Origin of the sequence: Kitasatospora sp. NPDC101235 (assembly GCF_044767505.1) — a bacterium.
Lineage (GTDB): Bacteria > Actinomycetota > Actinomycetes > Streptomycetales > Streptomycetaceae > Kitasatospora.
Genome location: NZ_JBIWNZ010000059.1, coordinates 1 through 21,770, shown reverse-complemented (window position 1 = coordinate 21,770; position 21,770 = coordinate 1). Strand labels below are relative to the sequence as shown.

The window sequence follows — 21,770 nt, the reverse complement described above, 5'->3', positions numbered from 1 at the left end:
GTGTCCACCGCACCGCAGGCATAGCGCGTACCGGCCGATTCACGCCACAACAGCGCATCCGTAGGAGTCAGGGCGCCGCCTTCGGCTGGAGGCTGCGGCCGCCCGGTCGGCCGAGACGGACAGCGGCTGGCCCGCCTGCCTGGGCCACGACCAGATCACTGAGCCCCGGTGGGCGGCCTGCCGGTCTACGTATCCGGCCACCCCTACGCCATACTGCGCCCGACCATCGCCAGCACGAACTGGGCTGAGCTGACCGGACTGGTGGTGCTCACCGCCGGCGACGCCGAGCGGCGGGCGGTCGTCGACCAGGCTCCGGCCCTTACCCGGGTCGTCGACCTGTTGGCGTGGCTCTCCGGCAGAACCGAGCAGTGAGGTGGGCCAGGATCGGCCCCGGCGTGCCACTGGGCCCTGTCACTGATCAAGATCAAGTGGCAGAAACCTGCTGCAACGCCGCTGCGTCTAGCGTGATGAGCGGGATGCAAGTCCGTTTTCCATGATTGATATCTCGGTGTGGAGGGTGTACCTCTGCACGGTTTCAGGGTGCTTGCCGGTGTTCTTGACGTACGTGCTGGCGCTCTTGAGGCTGCGGGCCTTGAGCCGCTGGCGTCTGTGTGCCGGCAGGAGGTTGTCCAGCAACGCAAGGCCGATCGCGCCGACCAGGACCCTGATCAGCGACCGGCAGTACTACGGCCGCGCCTTCGAACACGAACTCGCCGACTGGGGAGTCCGACTGCTGCGGCCGGCCCGCAAGGGCGAGCCCTTGCGGGCCGGATCCGCCCTGTTCAAACCGCTGCGGCAGATCATCGAGTCCGTCAACCAGACCTTCAACGCCCAGCTCGACCTCGAACGCCTAGGCGGGGGCGCGGTGGGCGTCGAGCCGACGCCGCCCGGCCGCGCCCGCGGCGCGCCAGTCGGCCCAGCGGCCCCCCGACACGGCCGCCAGCAGGTCGAAGACCTCACCGACCTGGTCGACCGCGACGGCCAGGGCGCACAACCGGTCCACCAGCGCCGGATCCGGGACGCCGCCGGCGGCCGTGGTGTGCAGGGCCCGCACCAGGGTGACGGTGGCCGCGACGCGTTCGGGGCCGGACAGCTCCCCGGCGAGCAGCCCGTCGAGCGCCTGCGCGTCCGCGGGGAGTACGGCGACGCTCAGCAGGGGGCCCAGTGCGGCGGCGTCCGGGGCGGGCATCCGGTCCAGGCACCGCTGCCGCCGCCCGGCGTCGAGGCGGGCGAGGGCGCTCAGTACGGCCCACCGCTCGTCGTCCGGGCGCCGGGCGTCCGGCGCGGTGGGGACGGGCAGGGGCCCGGGTCCCGCGCCGAGCAGCTCCGCGGCCAGCGCCAGGTTGACACCGCTGCGCTCGTCGTCCGGGACGGTGCCGGTTTCGAAGGCGGCCAGCTCGGCCCAGCGCCCGGCCAGGATCAGCGCCACGGGCCGGCCGCCCGAGTTCGGCAGGGCCAGGGTCAGTCCGAGGAGGTGCCCGGCGGCCTCCAGGTCCGGGGTGGCCCGCAGCAGTTCGTCCCGCACCCGCCCCGAGAAGTAGGGCGCGAGGCTTCCGTAGGTGTGCCCGGCCGGGAATCCGTACGCGTGGGGGCTGCGCAGACGCAGATGGGCGTCCTGGAAGTCCGTGGGGTCGAGCCGGTCGCAGGCCCGTTCGGCCGCGGCCCGCCGTACGCGGCGGCACAGCACGGCGATCGTCAGATCGAGGAAGTCCCCCGAGTCATCCGGACCGGGTCCGGCACGAACCTCCGGCTCGGGTGACCGGAGTCGCCAGGGCCCGTCCGCCCCTTCCCGTCCGCCGGGCGACGAACCGTACCGCACGTCCAAGAAGTGATCCGGCCGGCGAAGGGAGTGCCTTCGCCGACCGGATCACCTCAGTGGTCAGTGCTCAGTGCTCAGTGCTCAGTGCGGACGCGGTCAGAAGATGAGCTTCCAGCCGTCGATGCGGCCCGAGTCGCCGCGGTACATGTCCTGCACCCGGAGCCGCCAGGTGCCGTTGGCGAGCTGGGTGGAGGCGTCCACCGTGTAGGTCTCGATGACGTTGGCGGCCGCGTCGCCGATGTTGCTCTTCTTCAGCCGGTACACGGTGCCGTCCGGGCCGACCAGGTCGATGGCCAGGTCACCGCGCCAGGTGTGCTTGATGTCCACGCCGACCCTGAGGTCGCTCGGTGCCCGGCCCTGGATCCGGTCGACGACGACGTCCGAGAAGATCGCCGGGCCCCCGTCCGGGATCGGCATGGGGGTGGTGTTCGCGAAGATGCCCGGGGAGACCTTCCAGGTGAACGTCGTCGAGGTGCTGCTGTGGTGGGAAGCCTTGGCGGTGACGGTGACCGTGTAGGTGGCGGGAACGGTCGGGGTGCCGGTGATGCGGCCGGTGACCGGGTGGAGCTTCACGCCCTCGGGGAGGCCGGTCGCGTGGTAGGTGACGGCGCCGGGGTTGAAGTTGGCGGCCTCGATCTGGAGCTCGGCGGGGGCGCCGACCTCGGTGACCTGGCTGCCGACGGGGTCCAGCAGGAGGCCGTCGACGACGCGCGGGCCGACGTTGATGGCTGCCCAGGCGTTGGCGGTGTTCATGTAGGTCGCGCTGGTCCGCCCGTACAGGTCGGCAGCGGCCTGGAGGGTGGCGGTGCGGGCGCCCGCGTAGTTGGTGGTCGAGGTCATGTACGTGGTGAGCGCCCGGTACCAGATCTTGGCGGCCGCGTCCCGGCCGATGCCGGTCACCGGCAGGCCGTCGGAGGTCGGGGAGTCGTAGGCCACGCCGTTGACGGTCTTGGCGCCGCTGCCCTCGGAGGCCAGGTAGAACCAGTGGTTGGCCGGGCCGGAGGAGTAGTGCACGTCGACGGAGCCGAGGTCGGACGACCAGTAGTCCCTGGAGCGGCCGTCCTTGGAGGGCTTGTCCATGTAACGCAGCGGGGTGCCGTCGCCCCTGATGTCGATCTTCTCGCCGACCAGGTAGTCGCCCTGGTCCTCGGAGTTGCCCGCCCAGAACTCGATGGCGGCGGCCATGATGTCGGAGGTGGCCTCGTTCAGGCCGCCGGACTCGCCGCTGTAGACCAGGTTCGCGGTGGCGGAGGTGACGCCGTGGGTCATCTCGTGGGCACCGACGTCGATGGAGGTCAGCGGCTTGACGTTGCCCGCACCGTCGCCGTAGGTCATGCAGAAGCAGCTGCCGGACCAGAACGCGTTGACGTAGTTGTTGCCGTAGTGGACCCGGGTGTAGGCGCCGACGCCGTCGTCCTTGATGCCGTTGCGGCCGTGGACGTTCTTGTAGTAGTCCCAGGTGAGTTGGGCGCCGTAGGCGGCGTCCACGGCGGCGGTCTGCCGGTTGGCGACGGTGCCGTCGCCCCAGGTGTCGGTCGGGTTGGTGAACAGCTTCCTGGTGGAGGTGGTGCCGTTCAGGTCGTAGGTGCTGTGGCCGCCGCGGGTGGTGTCGGTCATCGCGAAGCCGCCGCCGGTCGCCGTGGTGCCGATCGTGACCTGGCCGGAGTACTTGCTGTTGCCGACGCCGGTCTCGATGCCCTGGTACTCGAGGATCTTCTTGCCGGAGTTCGCGTCGGTGATGACGTGCAGCTCGGACGGCGTGCCGTCCTCCTGCGTGCCGGTGACCACCGTCTCCCACGCGAGTCGCGGGGTGCCGGACGCGGCCCAGACCACCTTGCGGGCGTTGTCGGCCGCCGGCTCCGCGACCTTCGCGCTCCCGGCGCTGTCGAGCGCGAGGCCCTTCGCCGCCTCGGCGCTCTCCTCGGCGGTGGTGTCGACGGCGATGTCCGCTTGGGTGGCCTTGGTGACGCCCTTGGTGGAGCCGTCCGCGGCGGTGTGGACGACCAGGTCGCCGCCGAGCACCGGGAGTCCGTCGAAGGTCCGCTCGTAGCGGGTGTGCAGGCTGCCGTCGGCGTCCTTGGTGACGCCCTTGACGACCAGCGCCTCCTGCGGGCCCAGGTCCAGCGACCTGGCGGTCGCCGCCAGCGACGCGTCCGCCGAGGCCAGCAACTCGCCGCGCTGCTCCGGCGACAGCTGCACCGGCAGCGCGCCGGCGAAGGCCTGGACCTCGGCGGGGGCCTCGGTGGGGGTCTCGTCGGCGGCGGCGACACCGGACGTCAGAGCAGCCATGATCATCGCGGCGCTGGCTATCAACGCGCTTGCAGCGGTGGTCTTTCCGGGGGATCGAGTCACACTGAACTCCTTCTGCGGCGGCCGTGAGGGTACGGCCGGAGTCAGCCGGGCGGCCGAGGGTGGTGCCGCCCGGTAGAGCTGGTGGTTCGAGTGGGGGACAGTCTCCATGTGATCGCCGCAGCGGGTGGTGCGCGTGCGGCTGCAAGGGCCTCTGCGGCGATGGGACGGTACAGTGCCAGCTTTGTTGGGAGCGCGTCACCCGTGCTGCAGCAAGTTGGCCGAAATGCTTCGCCGCAGACGTAATGTCGAGGTAATTCGCCGTCAGTAGGCGGGTAATGCAGGCGAAAAGCAGACGGGAGCCGGGGACGGCCGCACACCGTCCCCGGCTTCTCCTCCCGCGCTCCCGGACGGGCCCCACCCCCGCCGAGAGCTGTCTCCGCGCCTCCCGGACGGGCCCCACGCGGGCCGGGAGCTGTTTCCACGCCTCCCGGCCGGCCCCCCACGCGGGCCGGGTGCACGGGGCCGCTACTCGGCGGGCGTGATCAGCCCGTAGTGCCCGTCGTAGCGGTGGTACAGCCCCGTCACCGCCGAACGGGCCCGACGGGCCGCGAGCGAAGCCGAACACGACATCGCGCACGGCCGTCACCGCGGGCCCCTGCACGGCATCCCGACGGGCCTCAAGGACCTGATCGACGTCAACGGCACGCCCACCACGGCCAGTTCCCGGGTCCGCGCCGGCCACCGGGCGAGCGCAGACAGTACGGTCGCCGCACGCCTGGACGCCGCCCCCGCGCGATCCTGCTCGGCAAGACCCGCACCCACGAGTTCGCCTTCGGCCTCACCACCCCGCAGACCCGCAACGCCTGGGACCGCGGCCGGGTCGCCGGCGACTACCTGCGCGCCCAGCGCTTCCGTACCCTCATGCGCGCCGCATGGGACCGGCTGTTCCAGGACGTCGACGTGATCGCCGCCCCGAGCGTCCCGCTCACCGCCGCCCCTGCGGGCCAGGCCGACATCACCTGGCCCGACGGCACCGTCGAGGCCCTCTCCGACGCCTACGTGCGCCTCAACGCTCCCGCCAACATCACCGGAACACCCGCCCTCACCGTCCCCGCCGGCCACGACGCCGCCGGCCTCCCCATCGGCCTCCAGCCCGTCGCCCGCCCGCTCGCCGAACCCACCCTCCTGCGTGTCGCCCACGCCCACGAACGGACGGCCCATCACCCGCTTCCTCGCCCCGACCCCCTGATCCACCGGCGGGCGGCGAAAACCGGCTATCCGCCCGACTTCCTCCTGGCGGACGCACACTGACCCCAGTGCCCCACCCCGGCCCCGGCCCCACACCCGCCGCGGCCCCGGCCCCGGCCCCGGACGGGTCCGGGGCGTCGGTGTCCGTGACGGTGCCGACCGCATCGGCCACCCGGCCGCGACCCGCGCGCAGGCCGGCGGATCGGGTGCGCAGGACAAACGGGCTGCCCTCCCCTCTGCCCTCTCGGCCCTACCGTCCGGCCGGGCGGCGCGCTAGACATGGGTCGCCCACGCGCGTTCGGATGAAGGAGCCCGTCATGCGAGCACACGACCCCGACCACCAGGACGCGCGCACGCCCGCGCCACCGGTCGGCCGCAGGACCGACAACGCCCCCCGCGAACAGGCCCCCGGGTCGTTCCCCAGCGGGCTGCTCGCCCTGCAGCGCAGTGTCGGCAACGCCGCGGTCGTGCGGATGCTCCGCCGCACCGGACACGTCCCACCGGCCGTGCAACGCCACGAACACGACGCCGGCTGCGGCCACCCCACCCAACAGTGGACCGGCGCCGGCCCCGGGGCCGCGGTTCAGCGTTCGGCCGTGGCCGACGTCCTGCGCTCCGCAGGCCGCCCCCTCGACGACACCACCCGCACCGACATGGAGAACCGCTTCGGCGCCGACTTCACCGACGTCCGCATCCACGACGGCCCCGTCGCCCGACGCTCCGCCGCCGAAGTCGGCGCCCGCGCCTACGCCTCCGGCAGCCATGTGGTGATCGGCGAGGGCGGAGGTGACAGGCACACCCTGGCCCACGAACTCACCCACGTCATCCAGCAGCGCCGGGGCCCGGTCGCCGGCACCGACAACGGTTCCGGTCTGAGGGTGTCCGACCCCTCCGACCGCTTCGAACGCGAAGCCGAGGCGAACGCGCGCCGGGTCATGGCCGGGCCCTCCCACGCCCCCGAGGCTGCGGGAACGTCGTACCGAGCCTCGTCCTCTTCGGCCGGAACGACGGCCGTGCAGCGCTATGCGACTGTGGACGCGGAGATCGGTGACTTTTTGAAAGCCCGCATATCCGAAAGCGGAAAATATGTTCTGCTCGGCATGGAAGGGGACAACTGGTCCAATGTGATATGGGTCAGGGAGGATGTCGCAGAAATTCCGAAAGGCTGCCGTCCGAGCAACGTCCCGTCCATAAGCTACGGCGGAAGCCAGTACTTCGAATACGTGCCGGACGGACTCTTCCTGGCGGACTGCGCCCATACTGCCGAAGAGGTCATGCACGGGAGGTCCCTGAAGTACTCGGAAACCGAACAGGAGGCGGCCGAGGCGCCGGTCGTCAGCAAGTTCCGCGGCATCACCGGCGACGCCGGCGAGGACCTGCTGTTCGGAGAGGGGAACGAAGAGAACATCGACGCGGCGAAGAAGTATGCCGGCCGGCGAGGAAGGGCTGGGCAGGGACCGAACCACCTGGAGAGCCCAGAGGTCGGCCAGGCGTTTGTCACCGTGGAGACTTCACTGAATGAGGAGGGGAATCCGAAAAACGCCTCCGGATGGCCATTCCACGTGGCGGCGGTGGTGGCCGTGGACGGCGGTGACCGCATTACTCTCGAGCAGACCGCCAGTGAACGCGACGCGAAACCCGGCGACGGCCGCCAGGGAATATTCGACATGTACGGCGTCGGCAACAAGACGACCAGTTTCCACGCCCGCGGCAGAAAGGACAACAACTTCTCGAACAGGGCGGTTACCGCTGTCATCGCCGGGCGAGAGGGGATCGATCTTCCTCTTGACGAAAGAATTCGCACGCTCGAGGCGGCGGCGAAGACTGACCACGGCGTAGCGGACAAGCTGATCCAGGAAGCCGAGGAAGAGAATTCCCCGGAGGACCTGGAGAGCGCCTGGGGAGCCAAGAAGGATGCATGGGAGTCCACGGAGAGGGTCTGGCAGGACAGGGCCAAGAACTGGCAGATCCACAGTACGAACCTGATGGGCGGTCAGAAGAGGGAGGCCGAACAGGAGGCTTCCCGGTGCAAGGGCAAAGCCGAGACGGCCCAAGAGATGGGCGAGCTCATCGAGGCCGCAATCGAGCGGATCAAGAACGGTGAAAAATATTCTGCCTGCATCAAGGAAGTAAAATCCAAGGACCGCAACAAAAAGGCCAGGGAAGCCATGAAAGAATCTCTCGTGCCGCAGCCCTGCCATGACGGGTCGTCTGACATGGAGATCGACCAGTGAGCGTGGTCTGCCAGTCCCCGCTCGACACCCCGACGCTCCCACCGAAGCCCGGCAGGCCCCGCCGCCCAGCCCTTCCACGCCGCCCTCGACCGCGCCGGCCTCCGCACCCTGACCGACAACGACCATCAGGCCGTCCACGACCTCACCCACCACCTCGATGACGCCACGCTGCGCCAGGTCATGAACTGGCTGGAGCGCACCCGCACCGCCGTCGGCGTTGATCGTGTGAGGGCATTTCCACCTGGGCCCCAAGGGGCTCTTGATCGTGGCCAGGGCCTCGCGAGCCGCGGCTGACGAGGCCGTGGGCGTGTTCGGTGAGCACGCAACGAGTGCGGCTTCCCCGACGAGGAAGCAGCCGGGGAAGCCGCAGAATCCGTCAGCGGATCCCGTTGGCCGGCCTCCAACACGAGCCACCATCCCTGCCCGCCGCCAGCTTGTGCCGGTGTCGTAGGTCTGCTGTCCCGCTGTTCTGCCGACGTACTCGGTCCTGTAGTCACGAGAGGCCTTGACCAGATGCTCTCGCCCAGATCCAGCCTCCGGGCCGGTATCCCGGCACGGCAGCGTGGCGAGGAACGCGCGATGCTCGGCCTGTACGGCCCGCCGACATCCCCTGACCCGCTGTGACCCCCGAGCGGGTCGCCCCGCGGCGACGGCGGCGTCCATCGTGGCGGCCGGGTCGGGCAGCGACGGGAGCTACCGGGCCGACAACCTGCCCCTGACCGTGAACCCCTGCTACGACAGCTCGTGGCTCGGCGGATATCACGACGGTTACGACGACCACATCTGGCGGTTCATGTGATCACACGCCAACCCGTCGGCCCCGCACGATCCTTCCGGAGGGTGCGGGGTCACACCGTTGCTTCGCGGTCGGTCGGTCTCCGGACCTTGACGGCTCCGCCTCCACGCCTTCCGGCTCCGCGTCAGCTACGTTACCTGCGTATTCCACTCCGGTGAGGGGGCCGGGGCGGACCTGGGGGCGTGGCGGGCGAGCCCGCGTGGAGTCAGGAGCAGGTGTAGTAAGCGGGGCGGGCGCCGTCGGTCCCGATGAGGGTCTTCTCGTCAGTGCTGATCGCGCTGACCTTGAACGTGCTCGGGACCGCGGACAGCGAGTCCGAGACCACGCCGTCACGCCACAGGACGGACCGTGAGGTCGACCCGGAGAACGTCAGGCCGCCCACGGTTCCGTTGCCGCCGATGGCCTTTGCCTCGATGGCGCCGTTGGTGATGGTCCGGACCAGCGAACCCTGGGTGTTCCATTCGGCCGCGGCGTAGCTCGCGTCGCTGTCGATGCTGCCGACGATGCGCCCGTCCCGGATCGCCGACGGCGTGCCCTTGCCGTTGGAGCCCTGCGCGGCGAGCGTGTGCCACACACCGTTGGAGTCCGTGACGAAGCCACCCGAGTCGTTGGACCCGACGATCGTGCCCTGCTCGTCGATGTCGACGAGGTGCAGGTAGCCGGACGCGGGGAGGGGCAGTTCGCGGTACGTCCCCGGTGCGTTCGCGGGCCATACCACCAGGATGTTCTTCGTGCCGACCTGGGCGGTCCCGGCGATGTCACCGGCGTTGTTGATCACGGCGGCGGACGAGCCGGCCCAGTTCGGATCGGACGGCAGCGCAGTCGTCGTCCCGGTGCGGCTCACTGTCGCGGCCGTGAGCGTGTTGTTGACGGTGGTGTAGGCCACCATCAGGCCGGACGAGTTGACGTCCGACACGACGGGCCCGTTCAGGGGGAGCTGCAGCACGATCTTTCCGTTGTCCCACAGTGTCTCGCGCATGTCCTTCAGATCGAAAGGCCAGCTGGTGGAGCGCCTTCCGGTGGTGCCGACCCCGTATCGGCCGCCGTCGCTCGCGTGCAGCGTGCCGTTGGTCCCGAGGACCGGCAGCTCCCAGGCCGTCTGCTGCCAATTGCAAGCCGCTGCCTGAGCGGTGCCGACCGGTACGAGGCCGAGTGCCGCTGTGACCGCCGCCACGGCGAGCACGGATCCTTTTCGTCGGTTGAACAAGGGGTCCGCCCTTCTTCGTAAGGAATGCACTTCTGGCTGCTCACCCTGGCAGGGAGCGCCGTTCCAGGTGAAGCAACTTGCGTGAGGAGGAAAACGGTCAGGTGCGGTGGTGGTTTTCGAGTCGGTATTGCCGTGATGGATGATCGCGCCGTTGATGTGCGGCATGGAGAAGGTGTTGCAGATCGGGCAGCGACGGGTATTTCGTGAGCTATCCGACAACAGCAGTGAGTGAGCCTTTTCAGCGTTGCGGCTCCAGGGTGAGGACAGCTTTGGCCGCTGACGTCAGCCGGTTCGGGCTGCAGCGGGCGTGGCGGAAGATCTGCCAGTGCTTGAGGGTGGCTGCACCGCGTTCGACGGGCCATCGGAACCCCGCGTACAGATCAACCTTGGACTTCGGCAGCACCCGGGCCCCCTCGTCGTGCAGAGCGCAACCATGGTCCCGAGGCAGACACCCTGATGCTCTCAAAGCTCGTCGACATCGCTCTCCCGTGGCGTGGGGTGCTCTCGCCGCCGAGCAACAGGTGTCTCACAACTCACCTATAAAGCCACCGCGATCCGGCGGGACCACCTGTTGCGGCACACTGATCACCACGGCCTTCGCGCGGATTCCCCGGCGACAGGGGTCGAGGGGCTGGGGGCAGCATGGAGATCGGCAGCGTGGTCGGTGGGCGATACCGGATCGAGGCCGGCTGGGGGGAGGTCTGGTTCGCGCAAGACACCGAGTCGGGGCAGCCGGCGGTGGTGAAGATGCTGGCCGAGGCACCGGGGCCGGCCGTCCGGTTGCGGCACGCAGGGATCGTCACGGTGCTCGAGGTGGGTGAGCACGAGGGGAGGCCGTTCCTCGCCATGGAGCGGCTCGCCGGATACACCCTGGACGCCCACCTGCTGGACGGCTGGTTCCGGCCGGCCCAGGTCGCCGACTTCGGGGCCCAGGTCGCGGAGGCCCTGCTGGTCGCGCACCGCGCCGGGATGACGCACAGCGGGATCGATCCCGCCCGCCTGCTGCTCACCCCGACCGGAGCCGTGAAGATCCTCGGCTTCGGCACGATCGCCCCGGCGCGCACTTCCGACCTGGGCGCACTCGGCAAGACGCTGTACCGACTGCTCGCACACCCGGTGCCGCCCGGCTCACTGGGCGAGCTCGGCGTGCTGATGCGGCAGCTGCGGGACGCGGAGTCCGAGCAGGACCCGCAGCTGACCGAGGAGTTCGCCGCCCGGCTACGCCGACTGGCGCAGGAGCTGGCCGAGACGGAGCCGGTGGAGCAGCCCCGGCGACCGGTCGTGGCACAGCCGTTCTGGATCTACCAGCGGCCGGACCGGCTGCTGCTGGGGCGGGTGCTGGTCGTGGTGATCTGGGCCGGGCTGATCGCAGTGACGGCGTACGCGATCGCGGTGACCGTCTGACGGCGTGACGGCCCCGGCCCTCGCGGGAAGCCTGGCGTGATGCCCCTTGCCCCGTTGACCCGCATCTCGGGCACACCCCTCCCCGTCCCGCGACGTCATTTCTCGTGACCATCTGCACCGCTCAAGATCGCCAACTGCCGCCCAAACCGCTGACCAAACGCTGCTGCTTCATGTGAACGAAGCCACTCGCGTGGCCCGTGGCCGCAACTGAGATCATGAACCTGTGCCCGAGGAATCGAACCCGAGCACCCCGGCCCCGGCTGGCGGCGGCTGCGCTGGGCGGCGCTCGCCCGGGCCCGTGACATGCGCGGCAGCTTCGTCGGCGGCCACTACCTGGTGGACCGGCACGATGGGAGCATCCACTACGTGCCCGCCGTCTGGTGGGAGGACGAGGGCTGGGAGGAGCAGTACCTCCTGCAGACCAAGGGCATCAGAGCGCCCGATCCACTGGCCTCCACTGTTCGCGCGCTCGTCCACTCCGCAGGCGTCGTGGCCGCGATGAGCCACCTGCGCAAGCAGGCCCCGCGACTGAACCTGCAGGAAGCAAAGGCCTACGTCACGACCGTTCAGGACGGCGCCGAACCACCGGAAGAGCTGGCAAGCCTTACCTGGAAGGAGCCGAAATGGCCGCCTCTGCCGACCGAAACGCTGGCTGGTCCGGTCCAGTAGAGGTCTGGCCGAGGAGCCGAGGTCCAGGTCGCTTTGCTGGCCCACGTCGGGTGAGTCGACGGACCATGATGCCGATCATCGCGCAGCGGATCATCGTCTCCGAGTGCGCCGGGCTGGTCTCGTAGTCCCGGGCCAGACGCCGGTGAGCGGTGATCCACGACAAGGTGCGCTCGATCGCTCACCGCTTCGGTTCCACCTGGAATCCGCGCTGGGCAGGGTCCTTTCGGACGATCTCCAGCTCGCGACCAAGGATCTGGTCGGCCCAGTCCACCAGGCGGCCTGCGAACCCCTGGTCGGCCCAGATCTTTCGCACGCTCGGATGGTCGAGGCGGGTCCACAGCAGCGGGCGCTTCCCATCGTCGCGGTCCTGCGGCGAAGTCCTTGGGCGGCTGCCGCCAGGCACACTCGGTCCGCACGACGTAGAAGACGGCGTCCACGATCCGCCGCCGCGGATGCTTCTCCCGACGTCCGCCCTTCGGCCCCACCCTCGCAGGCGGCAGCAACGGCTCCACCAACGCCCACTGTTCATCCGTCAGGTCTGACGGATACCCGCCCCCACCACAGTTCACATGAGGCTCAGCGACCTGGCGTTCACCAGCTCGGCCACCGCCGGCGAGCCGATCGGCAGGATCGCCGACTGGGTCACCGAGGCCCCGCACCCGAGATAACGCTTGCGTCACGACCAGAGATCGCGTGCAGCAGTCGCGAGTCGGGCTCCGTCAGGTTGAGCGGGGGAGCCAAGGGGGCTTCGGGAGAGGCGAAGATGCTCAAGAGCCACGAGCCGGGTGACCATGCGAACCGCTGACGTCCCTGCCTTCACGGCATTCGTGCATGCACGGTCGTCAGCCCTTTTCAGGACCGCACTGCTGCTCACCGGCGAGCGTCATGTGGCCGACGATCTGGTGCAGTCCACGCTGGAGCAGGTCTGTCGGCACTGGCGTCGGATTCGCTCCGCCGACGCACCGGAGGCCTATGCGCGCCGGATCCTGGTGAACCTCGCCAACGACCGCTGGCGCAAACTGCGTGGACGTGCGGAAGTACCCCTGGACGACGGTATCGGGGACGGGTACGTCGATCCGTACAAAGGTCTCGTGGTCCGCGACGAGTTGATGCGCGAGCTGCAGTCCCTGCCGATCGGCATGCGCACCGTACTGGTGCTGCGGTACTTCGAAGATCTCGACGACGCGGAGATCGGCCACTTGATGAACATCTCGGCCGGCTCGGTCCGATCCCAGGTGGCCCGGGGCCTGTCGAAACTCCGGGCGACCGTCGATGCACAGGCACTGCACACACGTTCGGGAGGGGTGGCATGAAGGACTACGACCTGGAGGAGGAGCTGGCCGCGGCCATGCTCGACCGTTCACGGCAGGAACTGCCGCGCAGCTACGACGTCGATGGCCTCATCGGGTCGGTACGGCAGCGCCGCCGGCGCCTGCAGACGGGTGCGGCGGCGGCCGTGGTGATGGTGGCCCTGGGCGCCGGCTTCGTGTCTCAAGCGGATCATGACCGCGCCTCGGTGCCCGTACAGGCATCGACCGCGTCGAGTGCCGATATGCCTCCTTCACCCCCGCCCATCGAGCCGTCCTCACCCGCGGCTTCGGCACCGGCCTCCCCGGCCGACCCGGCCCGGACGACGAACACCCTGTTCCTGTCTGCCCTGCGCTACCAGAATCCGGCCACCCGCTCTGAAGTGGATCCGACAGAGGTGGCAGCATTGTTCGCCAACGAGTCCACGTACCAACGGATCTGGGGCGCCGACTCCCGCGGTGTGACCTGCGGTGCTCTGGTCGACGGCGTGCTGGCGTCGGGTGAGGTCTTGCTGTACCAGGGGATTGAACGGCTCGACCGGACCCCTTCCCTGGACTTCGACAGGGCCACGGGGAAGGTGACCGACCTGACCTGCACAACGGTCGCCGGAGACAGCAAGGGAGGCGACCCCACGGTGTCCGGCTTTTACGGCGGGCTGGTGGCGGCCGCCAAGTCCGGTGACTCCACGGCAATGGCGAGGCTCGGGAAACAGTTCGTGACCGAATACCTTCGATCCGAACGGGGCCAGGGCCCGACCGCCGGCACCTGCTCCTTCACCGCCCCTCCTTTCTGGCTCGCCGACAACCCCTCGTCCGGAACTCTCACCCACGGATGGACCGTGAACCTCGGCGGCCACCACGACTTCCCGATCGAGATCGACGAGAAAGCGAAGATCGCCAGATCTTGCGGCGGGTGAGCCGCACCAGCCTCCGCTGAGGCAGACGACACCGGACCCAGCACGCACCGCGGCGCGTCCGGAAGCCCCTACACGCCCTTACAGGTCCATAGGCGATGTCCGCGTGCCCGGACGTCGGAAAGCGAGTGCCCGTATGAAGCATCGGACAGCGTTCGTCATACCCGCGCTCGTGGGCGCCGCCATGATGGCCCACGTCCTGATCCCGACCTCGGGTCCGGCCGAGGGCGCCCCTCCTGACCCACTGCCGACGTCAACCCCGTCAGCGCCAGGCACGCTTTCCGAGCAAGAACTCGCCGTCGCGGGTACGACAACGCCGGAGCAGACCGTGCGCCTCGCGCTCGACGGGCTCGGGGTGCACCACGGCCGGTACGCCCTCGCCGTCGAGGACCTCACCTCGGGCTGCTCGGTCGCCTACGGTTCGTCCGCCGAGACCTTCACCTCCGCGAGCATCATCAAAGTCGACATTCTGGCCGCCCTGCTGCTGCAGACGCAGGACCGCGGAGGCCAACTCAGCTCCGCTCAGCGACAGCTGGCCTCCGACATGATCCGCGTCAGCGACAACGACGCGGCGCAGAAACTCTGGATCGACATAGGCAGACGCCAAGGTCTGGACGCGGCCAACGCCCGACTCGGACTCACCCCGGCACACGCCGGCCAAAGGGGAGCCTGGGGACTGACCCGGACCACGGCCCGTGACCAAATCTCCCTCCTGAAGGCCGTGTTCACACAGGACTCCCCCTTGAACGCCGCATCCCGGTCGTACGTGCGGGCCCTCATGAGCGCCATCACCGACGGACAGAACTGGGGCGTCGGCGCAGCGGGAGCGCCCGGCGACCTGCCCGTACTCAAGAACGGCTGGCTCCCGGGCGGGATACCTCAGCTATGGGTCGTCAACAGCGTGGGCATTGTCGAACGCGCGGGACACACGCTGCTCGTCGTCGTACTCACCGACGGTCAGCCCACGCGGGAGGCCGGCATCGCACTCATCGAGCAGGCCGCGGCGACCGCGGTCGAGGCGCTGGTACGCACGCCCTGAAAACCCTCAACCGACCACACCCCCACCCAAGCCTGTCTCCGGCAGACAGCGGACTGCTTCGCACATCTCGATCACGCCTGGGCATCAGATGCGGTATCCGGGCGTCGAAGCCGCCACCCATCGAGTGACAGCCTCGCGCCCAAACGCCGCCGCCTACCAGCACCAGCCCCGCCCTACGCCCAATCGACCTGACCGCGCAGCTCCGCGACCGGAAGCGCGGAGAGCATCACCAACTCGGACCGAAGCTGTCGGCCGTATCCCTGCTTGCCCGAGGTCGACCGCTCCACGATGGCCCCGGCACGGGTGGCGGCGAAGTTCACCGCCTACCGCGAGCTGTTCCGCGTGAAGGTCCGCGACAACGACCCGGCCCGCGTGGGCGAGGAGAGCGCCGAGCGGATGGTGCACTGGTGGCGCCGCGCCTGCCCGGGCCACACCTGTGCCAGGTACCCGCACAGGCGTCCGCTCGGCCCGTCGTCCGGTGCGGCCGGTTCTGACGGTCCGTTCCCTGGTGAGAGGTGTTGACCTTCGTAACCGGTTCAGCGTCGTCGGAGATTTTTCTCAGGTGGCTCTGGTCAGTGGGGGATTCGGTTGTCGGTTGCCAGCACGTCGCCGGGCACCGTCGAGCCCACCTGGTGCCGCAGTGCGCCGATCGCCGGATCGGAGATGGAGACCGTGAGCCGGTAGGGCGGCTGGCCGGTGATGGTGTTGTGCGCGTCGGTCGGCGCCACCAGGCGCTGCTGGAGGGCGAAGCCGTCGAAGCCCGGGCACAGGGCCTCGGCTGGGAGAGTCACCTGTACGGAGGCGCCGCTCTCGGGTCCGACGTGGACGGTGGCGCCCGCGCCGGACGGGGCGTCGTCGTCGGGTGTGAGCGGGAGGCCGTGGGCCCCGCCGACCAGGCCGTCCGGGCCTTCGATCTCCACCGCCACGCCCTGCGGACCGAGTGGCGCGGACAGGTCCAGCGCGCGGTCGCCGGCGCCCGGGCGTCGGCGAGCGGGGCCGCCGGGGCAGGGGAAGCCGGAGCGGCCTCGGCAAGGCCGCCCGGGAGGAGGTCGGTGGGGAAGTCGTTCGGAAACCCCGGGTGCTTGGTCACCCAGTCCGGCGGCGAGAGGTCGGGCTTCTGGTGGACGGGCGCGTCGCGCGCCATGGCGCCCTGGATGAAGGTGAAGACCGCGCCGATCAGCGTCACGAAGCCCAGGGCCGTCAGTGTCCGGATCGTCGTGCTGGTGGTGGGCGGCGGGGGTGCCAGGGCCCGGCCGAGGGCGGAGACCTCTTCGCGGGTCTCGGTGCGGCCGTCGCGGCCGGAGGCGCGCACGGTGACGTTCCGCCGCTCGCTCAGGTGGACCGCCGGCACGCTGCGGACCTGGTCGGTCAGCGCGCAGCTCGGGCAGGGCGGCAGGGTGCCGGGCGGCGGTGGCGCGGGTACGGCGTCGTTGATCGGCATGTGCGGAAATCCCCCAGGAGTACGGCAGTCGAGCGACCGATCGTATCCGGGTGGACGCCGTCGCGCGGCCTCCGGTTGCGGCCCACCGCGAGGACCGGGAACGCCTCCAGGCCGCCCGCACCGTCCACGCGAAGCGCCCGCCTTGTTGGACCCGCAAAGGCCCGCTGGGCGGCTCCGAGGGCTCCGACCGGCTGCGCACCACAGAGCCGCCCGTCACCTGCTCCGCCTGCGCTCACACGGCGCCGCTGGGCGACTGGGCAGGGGAGTGGACCTGCCAGGTGGGGGAACTGGGCGTGTGCTTCAACAACTGGCCCCTGCTGCGCCCGGAGTTCACACAGGAGCTCGGCAGACGCCTGGGGCCGCGCCGACGGGTGGTCCACAGCCACTACTGAGGCCGCCCGCGCCCGTCGACGAGAGCACCAGCAGACAGGCGGCCGATCCCCTTACGAGGGCTTGCTGAACCAAGATGTCCGGTAGTGCTCCTCCTTCGGCGGCCACCCGATCCGCAGCCCGTTCTCGTCGGCAGCGTTGTACCCCCACAGCGCCGTATCGCCCAGTTCGAGCGCGAACCCGGTCAGCATCCACGCCAGCGGATGCTGACCGCCGCCCGCACCGGCCAGACCCGGGCTCCGCTCGGTGACACCGACCGCGGTCACCGTCCGTCCGACCACCTCGTCCAGCACCGGATGTGCGTCACTGCGCCAGGCCGGGGACCAATCGTTCCACGACGTCGGCGCCGTGCCGGTGTCGATCGCCGCCGGGGCGGCAGACAGGAGATCGAGCCGGTTCACGCAGACCGCGGCCTGCCGGCCCCCGATGGCGAGGAGCACGGGCAGGTCCGCGAACCACTCACCCTCCTCGCCGATCCAGACGCCCCAGACCCCGGTGACCCGTTCACCGACCAACGAGCCAAGCCATTGCCCCTCACAGCCCGCCATCTCACCGGCGCCGCCAACGACCCGCCGTGCTCCTTCGCCCGGACCCGGGCCCAGTCGAGCCCGGCCTCAACCGGGCGTCGGAGACGGACCTGATCATCCCGAGCTGGTCGAGCAGGTCGACACGATGTCGCGCCAAATCACCAGAAGAATGCTCCACCCTCCGGCCAGACAGCCATGTCCCGAGCGGAAACTTCCCCCTCTTCACCGACCATCGCGGAATAGGGAACCTCAAGCCCACCGGTCTCCTCGTGCCACCGGCGAGCGTGGTTGATCCCCTCCCCGCTCCTGCTCCGCGCGTTTACTTCGCTGCCCACCATCTTCCGTGCCGCTTGATGTCCGTGGAGGTCGTGCAGCCTCCCATGGTGGCGCAGCTGCCCCCGGGCGCGGTCGGTTGGACGTTGTTGGTGAGGTGTCCGCGGGCGTGTGCGCGCACCTTGACTGTGTACGTCACGGTGACGGTGTCGCCGACGTTGAGGGGGCCCGCCCAGGTCAGGGTGGTGCCGCTGATGGTGGCCGTTCCCGCGGACGCGGTCGGTGAGCCCACGACGGTGGCGTGGTCCAGGACCTTGCTGAGGTCGTCGACGAAGCCGGCGGAGTCACCGAAGTAGGGGGTGGTGCCGGTGTTCTTCACGGTCACGGTGTAGGTGACGCGGTCGCCGGGGCAGACCGGTCCGGTCGGCGAGGATGCCTTGGCGACGGAGTACGAGGTTCCGGGTTGCAGGTTGCACTGGCCGCTGTCCTGGGCGGAGCCGGCGCCGAAGAACGGGCGGCCGGTGGCCGCCAGCACGGTGAAGGGCAGCGGAGCCGTCGACGGCGCAGTCGGGACCGACGTGAGCTGGTCGATGTTGCCGCCCGACTCGAACACGTACACCTGGCCACCCGACTGCGTCACCCCGAAGGAGCGCGGCAGGGTGCCGATCTCGGTGAGGGTGTTGTCGGGGGCGATCCGGAAGGCCACGGTCGTGCCTGTGCTGGTGGCGCCGAGGGCGAGGATGTCACCGTCACTGAGTTGGGTGAGGTCGCCGGCGGAGGTGATCCCGGGGGGGAATTGGGCTGGGAAGGCGGTGCTGACTCCCGTGGCAGGGTCGATGGTGTACAGGTTCCCGGAGCGGCTGGTAGCGGTGAGCAGCATCCCGTTCGACAGCGACGTCAGCGCGTTGAGAACTCCCGGTGAGGCTGCGGGCCCGCTGACCGCGACCGTCGAGGTCTCTGCCCCGGTTCCGGTGTTGATCACGACCAGCCTGGGCGCACCCAAGAACGTGACGCCGTACAGGGTGGTGCCGTCGGCGCTGAAGGCGATGTCGCCGTAGTCCCGGGCGATCGGGACGTTCTGCAGCTCTGCCCCGGTGAGCGGGTTGTACTCGATCAGGCGGTCGCCACCGCCGCCGGTGTTCGCCCACAGCGGTACGGGCACGCAGGCGGCCGCGGCGGCGGCCCGGTGGTGCGGCTGCGGACTGGCAACGGCCGAGGTGACACCCAGACCTGTTGCGGTGCTGACCATCGCGACCGCGGCGGCAAGCCCACCGCTGACGAGTCTCTGCCGGTTCCTCACGTCATCTCCCATGTGTGCGGCAGCGCACCGTGATGTGCCCTGCCGTGGTCCGGTTGGCCTGGTCCGGTTCCACGACCAGGGTCAGCAAGTGACGATCTGACAGATCCGGCACACGTTCGGGATGCTCGCGGATCCATGGCAGCGTTTCCGCCTCTCGGGCTAACCGGAGACGGCCTGAATCACCGAAGCCGGCGGTTTCCTCCCAGCCGACGCGCGGCGACATCCACCGGCCGAAGGCCCGCAGCACCCAACCCGGCGAACGTATGCGGTCACACCAGTGTCGGCTGCCGCCGTGGAAGCCGGTCTCGGCCTCCAGCAGATGAGCGACCCGCAGGAATAGTTGAGGAGTGCATACTCAACCCTGGAGCCGAGATCTTTACGGTGTCCTTATTTACTCGGCGAGCCTTCTTACGGATGAGATCGTGTCGAACATGAACGAGGCGAAACAAACCGTGTCCGACGATTCCGACCTGCTGGGCAGGATGGAGCAGAACCTGGCCGAACGCGCCTGCCACCTGCACCGCCACATGGAGCACGCGACCGTCACCGAGACGGCCGATCTCGTGATCGCCGACAGCGGGCTCGACGACGACACTTTCAACATCGTGGCGGCCGCGCGTTTCACCGACGACACTGCTCCCGACCGGGTGGCGGAGACGGTCCGGACGCTGACCGCGACAGGCCGGTCCTTCTCCTGGTGGGTCGGCCCCGCCACCACACCCCCGGACATCGCCGTGCTCCTGACCGGCCACGGCCTCAAGGCGTCCGAGACCGAGACCGGCATGTGGATGGACCTGCACGCCGCCCCGCCGGAGCCATTCGCCGACGGCTTGGACATCCGTCCCGTGACGACTCCCGGACAACTCGCCGACTACGCGATGATCCTGGCCGCGAACTGGGACCCGCCGGCCGCCACGGTCCGCCGCTACTTCGCCGATGCGGCCGCGTGGGCTCTGGCCCCCGACTGTCCCGCGCGCTACCTCATCGGCCACGTGGACGGACGACCGGTCTGCTCGGCCGAGGTTTTTCTCTCCGCGGGGGTCGCCGGCATCTACAACATCGCAACCCTCGCCTCCGACCGCCGCCGCGGATACGGCGGGGCCATCACCCTGGCCACCTTGCACACGGCCTACAACGAGGGTTACCGCACTGCGGTGCTGCAGGCGTCCTCGGACGGAGAACCGGTTTACCGCCGTCTCGGATTCCAGGCCTGCGGTCAGTTCACCGAGTACGCAGTCACCCCATGAGCCCGCCGGCCGGGCCGGTGGCAGCGGAACACCCCCACCGGCTCCGCCTCGCCGGAGACGCGTCGCCCACGGACGCAAGAGAGGGCCTTCCCGCCCACGCCTGTCAGGGACGCAGACCGAAAGACCCGTCCCCGCACGCTACTTCCGCCCAGCGGCATGTCCCGGCGACGCTCCGACCGCGGCCCCGGCATCAGTCCATAGGTGGCTCTCGAACTCGCCTTCGGCGGCGCCGATCCAGTACTGGCTGTGGTCGACGCGGATCTCGGCTTCGTGTCCGGTCATCACACTTCCACGAAGTGTCCGCCGCCGGGCAGCGCGTGCACCAGTACGCCAGGTGTACCGCCCCGCTGGACGCCATCGAGGTCTTCTGCGACGGCTTGGCCGCCACCCAGAACGTCCGCCACGTCCTGGCACGACGGCTGACGGACTGCAGCGCCGGCACGTCGATGCATCATGCTCGGGTGAGCACGATCTTCTTGCCGCCGGCCCGTCCGGTAACCACCCGGGCGAACGCAGCCGGTCCCTCGCTCAGCGGCAGGGTTTCCGGTGCGAGTTCCAAGGTTCCCGCGGCGGCCTGTTCCGCCAGCTGGACAAGCTGCGCGGCGTTGGGCTCGACGTAGAGGTCCCAACTCGTGATGCCTCGTTCCTCCGGAGGCGCGTCCGAGGTCAGGGAGCACAGTCGGCCGCCGTCCCGCACCAAAGGCAGGGCGACGTCCGCCGTGCTGGTGGCGATGATGAGGGCGGCGTCGAACCCGCCGCGTACCTTGGCCGACCAGTTCGGGTCGTGGTAGTCCACGACCTCCATCGCTCCCAGACCGAGCAGGCGCTCTGCGGCGGCAGCAGACGCGGTCGCGGTCACCTCGATGTCCTTGGCCGCGGCGAGCTGGATGGCCAGGGCTCCGGTGACCCCGCCTCCGTTGGTGATCAGGAGCCGCTGTCCTCGGCTGAGGTCCAGCTTCTCCAGGGCCTGCAACGCGGTGAGTCCGTTGACCGGCAGCGCCGCGGCGTGTACGGCGTCCAGCCCGGGTGGGCAGGCTGCCGCATGATCCGCGTTGATCAGAACGCGTTCGGCCCAGAAGCCGCTTCCCCCAGGCAGCGGGGCCTCGTGTGCGAGCACCCGGTCGCCTACGGCAAACCCGGTGACACCCGCGCCGACGGCCAGCACCTCGCCCGCGCCCTCCACTCCCAGCGCCGCCGGGGGGCGCAGTCCCACGTCCCAGCCGGCGTCGTTCAGCAGTTGGTCCCACGGGCCGACCCCGGCCGCCTCAACGGCCACCAGGATCTGACCGGGCCCGGGAGATGACGGTTCGGGCAACTCCAGCAGGGCGACTTCCTTCTCGGCCCTGGACACTCCGCACGCCTTCACAGCCGATCTTTGTCCTCTGACTCAGTCCGGCCGACCGGGAGGTGTGGGCCGGAAACCCAAAGCAGGCAGCAGGGCCGATCTCGAAATCCCGTACAGAGGTCCCTCGTGGTCTCAGCCGCGTTGGTGTCGAGCCTATGCAGCTACTGAACTTGAATGCGCGATGTCGGGGCCTGTCGCTGTCGGCGACGGGTGAAAACGAGGTTCTGGCTCAACTTCTGGATGCTGTTGGTGATCTTCAGCGACTGTCGGTATGGGTCCGGCCGGTCGTCTGTCGGCAGAGGCGCGTGAAGCGGGTTG

The 21,770-nt window shown here is 69.7% G+C and carries 19 protein-coding genes and 3 pseudogenes; 12 read left to right on the top strand and 10 right to left on the bottom strand.

The features are described from left to right. The first annotated feature begins 168 nt into the window (after positions 1–168). Positions 169–372 (top strand): hypothetical protein, encoded by a 204-nt coding sequence (locus tag ACIRRH_RS42595; protein WP_403078734.1) that lies wholly within the window; start codon positions 169–171, stop codon positions 370–372. Positions 373–850: 478 nt separating this feature from the next. On the opposite strand, the gene ACIRRH_RS42590 is transcribed toward ACIRRH_RS42595, so the two are convergent. Continuing rightward, on the bottom strand, positions 851–1,687 hold the full coding sequence (locus ACIRRH_RS42590) for a hypothetical protein (protein ID WP_403078732.1): 837 nt from the start codon (positions 1,685–1,687) through the stop codon (positions 851–853). Positions 1,688–1,915: 228 nt separating this feature from the next. After that, entirely contained in the window at positions 1,916–4,114 is a 2,199-nt protein-coding gene (locus ACIRRH_RS42585; RefSeq protein ID WP_403078738.1) for a M4 family metallopeptidase, read from the bottom strand. A gap of 568 nt (positions 4,115–4,682) precedes the next feature. On the opposite strand from ACIRRH_RS42585, the pseudogene ACIRRH_RS42580 reads away from it, so the two are divergent. From ACIRRH_RS42580 to ACIRRH_RS42570, 3 genes and pseudogenes are all read left to right on the top strand, one after another. Continuing rightward, positions 4,683–5,422 (top strand): annotated as a pseudogene (locus tag ACIRRH_RS42580) (amidase family protein); the annotation flags it as partial. Between the two features lie 254 nt (positions 5,423–5,676). Continuing rightward, a complete protein-coding gene (locus ACIRRH_RS42575; RefSeq protein WP_403078731.1) occupies positions 5,677–7,593 on the top strand; it encodes a DUF4157 domain-containing protein in 1,917 nt (638 codons plus the stop codon). A gap of 664 nt (positions 7,594–8,257) precedes the next feature. Continuing rightward, on the top strand, positions 8,258–8,392 hold the full coding sequence (locus ACIRRH_RS42570) for a hypothetical protein (RefSeq protein ID WP_403078729.1): 135 nt from the start codon (positions 8,258–8,260) through the stop codon (positions 8,390–8,392). Between the two features lie 202 nt (positions 8,393–8,594). Here the strand turns inward: ACIRRH_RS42570 and ACIRRH_RS42565 are convergent, their stop codons facing one another. Further along, on the bottom strand, positions 8,595–9,761 hold the full coding sequence (locus ACIRRH_RS42565; RefSeq protein WP_403078727.1) for a hypothetical protein: 1,167 nt from the start codon (positions 9,759–9,761) through the stop codon (positions 8,595–8,597). Between the two features lie 73 nt (positions 9,762–9,834). Further along, positions 9,835–9,969, bottom strand: a pseudogene (locus tag ACIRRH_RS42560) (IS5/IS1182 family transposase); the annotation flags it as partial. A gap of 269 nt (positions 9,970–10,238) precedes the next feature. Between ACIRRH_RS42560 and ACIRRH_RS42555 the strand changes: the two are divergent. Both ACIRRH_RS42555 and ACIRRH_RS42550 read left to right on the top strand, forming a co-directional pair. Then, a complete protein-coding gene (locus ACIRRH_RS42555) occupies positions 10,239–11,000 on the top strand; it encodes a hypothetical protein (RefSeq protein WP_403078726.1) in 762 nt (253 codons plus the stop codon). A gap of 303 nt (positions 11,001–11,303) precedes the next feature. Continuing rightward, positions 11,304–11,669 carry a hypothetical protein gene (locus tag ACIRRH_RS42550; protein ID WP_403078725.1) on the top strand — a complete coding sequence of 122 codons (366 nt, stop codon included), beginning with the start codon at positions 11,304–11,306 and terminating at the stop codon, positions 11,667–11,669. Here ACIRRH_RS42550 and ACIRRH_RS42545 read toward each other — a convergent pair. Next, positions 11,605–12,238, bottom strand: a pseudogene (locus ACIRRH_RS42545) (transposase). The gene ACIRRH_RS42550 and the pseudogene ACIRRH_RS42545 sit on opposite strands and share 65 nt — an antisense overlap. 222 nt (positions 12,239–12,460) lie before the next feature. On the opposite strand from ACIRRH_RS42545, the gene ACIRRH_RS42540 reads away from it, so the two are divergent. The 4 genes from ACIRRH_RS42540 (at position 12,461) to ACIRRH_RS42525 (ending at position 15,451) form a co-directional block, all read left to right on the top strand. After that, on the top strand, positions 12,461–12,982 hold the full coding sequence (locus ACIRRH_RS42540) for a SigE family RNA polymerase sigma factor (RefSeq protein WP_403078736.1): 522 nt from the start codon (positions 12,461–12,463) through the stop codon (positions 12,980–12,982). Then, entirely contained in the window at positions 12,979–13,893 is a 915-nt protein-coding gene (locus ACIRRH_RS42535) for a hypothetical protein (protein ID WP_403078724.1), read from the top strand. The genes ACIRRH_RS42540 and ACIRRH_RS42535 overlap by 4 nt, the downstream gene beginning before the upstream one ends. Before the next feature lie 169 nt (positions 13,894–14,062). Beyond that, positions 14,063–14,929 (top strand): serine hydrolase, encoded by an 867-nt coding sequence (locus ACIRRH_RS42530; RefSeq protein ID WP_403078722.1) that lies wholly within the window; start codon positions 14,063–14,065, stop codon positions 14,927–14,929. A 264-nt stretch (positions 14,930–15,193) separates the two neighbouring features. Continuing rightward, complete coding sequence (locus ACIRRH_RS42525) at positions 15,194–15,451, top strand: hypothetical protein (RefSeq protein ID WP_403078720.1); 258 nt, start codon at positions 15,194–15,196, stop codon at positions 15,449–15,451. 50 nt (positions 15,452–15,501) lie between these two features. On the opposite strand, the gene ACIRRH_RS42520 is transcribed toward ACIRRH_RS42525, so the two are convergent. Together ACIRRH_RS42520 and ACIRRH_RS42515 are read right to left on the bottom strand one after the other, a co-directional pair. Beyond that, positions 15,502–15,720 carry a hypothetical protein gene (locus ACIRRH_RS42520; protein ID WP_403078719.1) on the bottom strand — a complete coding sequence of 73 codons (219 nt, stop codon included), beginning with the start codon at positions 15,718–15,720 and terminating at the stop codon, positions 15,502–15,504. Next, positions 15,717–16,370 (bottom strand): hypothetical protein, encoded by a 654-nt coding sequence (locus tag ACIRRH_RS42515; RefSeq protein WP_403078717.1) that lies wholly within the window; start codon positions 16,368–16,370, stop codon positions 15,717–15,719. Before ACIRRH_RS42515 ends, ACIRRH_RS42520 begins: the two co-directional genes overlap by 4 nt. A gap of 50 nt (positions 16,371–16,420) precedes the next feature. Here ACIRRH_RS42515 and ACIRRH_RS42510 point away from each other — a divergent pair, with 50 nt between their 5' ends. After that, positions 16,421–16,762, top strand: a complete 342-nt coding sequence (locus ACIRRH_RS42510) for a hypothetical protein (protein ID WP_403078715.1) — start codon at positions 16,421–16,423, stop codon at positions 16,760–16,762. A gap of 51 nt (positions 16,763–16,813) precedes the next feature. On the opposite strand, the gene ACIRRH_RS42505 is transcribed toward ACIRRH_RS42510, so the two are convergent. Both ACIRRH_RS42505 and ACIRRH_RS42500 read right to left on the bottom strand, forming a co-directional pair. Next, positions 16,814–17,275 (bottom strand): hypothetical protein, encoded by a 462-nt coding sequence (locus ACIRRH_RS42505; protein ID WP_403078713.1) that lies wholly within the window; start codon positions 17,273–17,275, stop codon positions 16,814–16,816. Positions 17,276–17,606: 331 nt separating this feature from the next. Beyond that, positions 17,607–18,860 (bottom strand): hypothetical protein, encoded by a 1,254-nt coding sequence (locus ACIRRH_RS42500; protein WP_403078712.1) that lies wholly within the window; start codon positions 18,858–18,860, stop codon positions 17,607–17,609. 482 nt (positions 18,861–19,342) lie between these two features. Here ACIRRH_RS42500 and ACIRRH_RS42495 point away from each other — a divergent pair, with 482 nt between their 5' ends. Then, a complete protein-coding gene (locus ACIRRH_RS42495; protein ID WP_403078735.1) occupies positions 19,343–20,107 on the top strand; it encodes a GNAT family N-acetyltransferase in 765 nt (254 codons plus the stop codon). 451 nt (positions 20,108–20,558) lie between these two features. On the opposite strand, the gene ACIRRH_RS42490 is transcribed toward ACIRRH_RS42495, so the two are convergent. Then, positions 20,559–21,458, bottom strand: coding sequence for an NADP-dependent oxidoreductase (locus ACIRRH_RS42490; RefSeq protein WP_403078710.1), 900 nt, complete (start codon positions 21,456–21,458; stop codon positions 20,559–20,561). Positions 21,459–21,770: the final 312 nt, after the last annotated feature.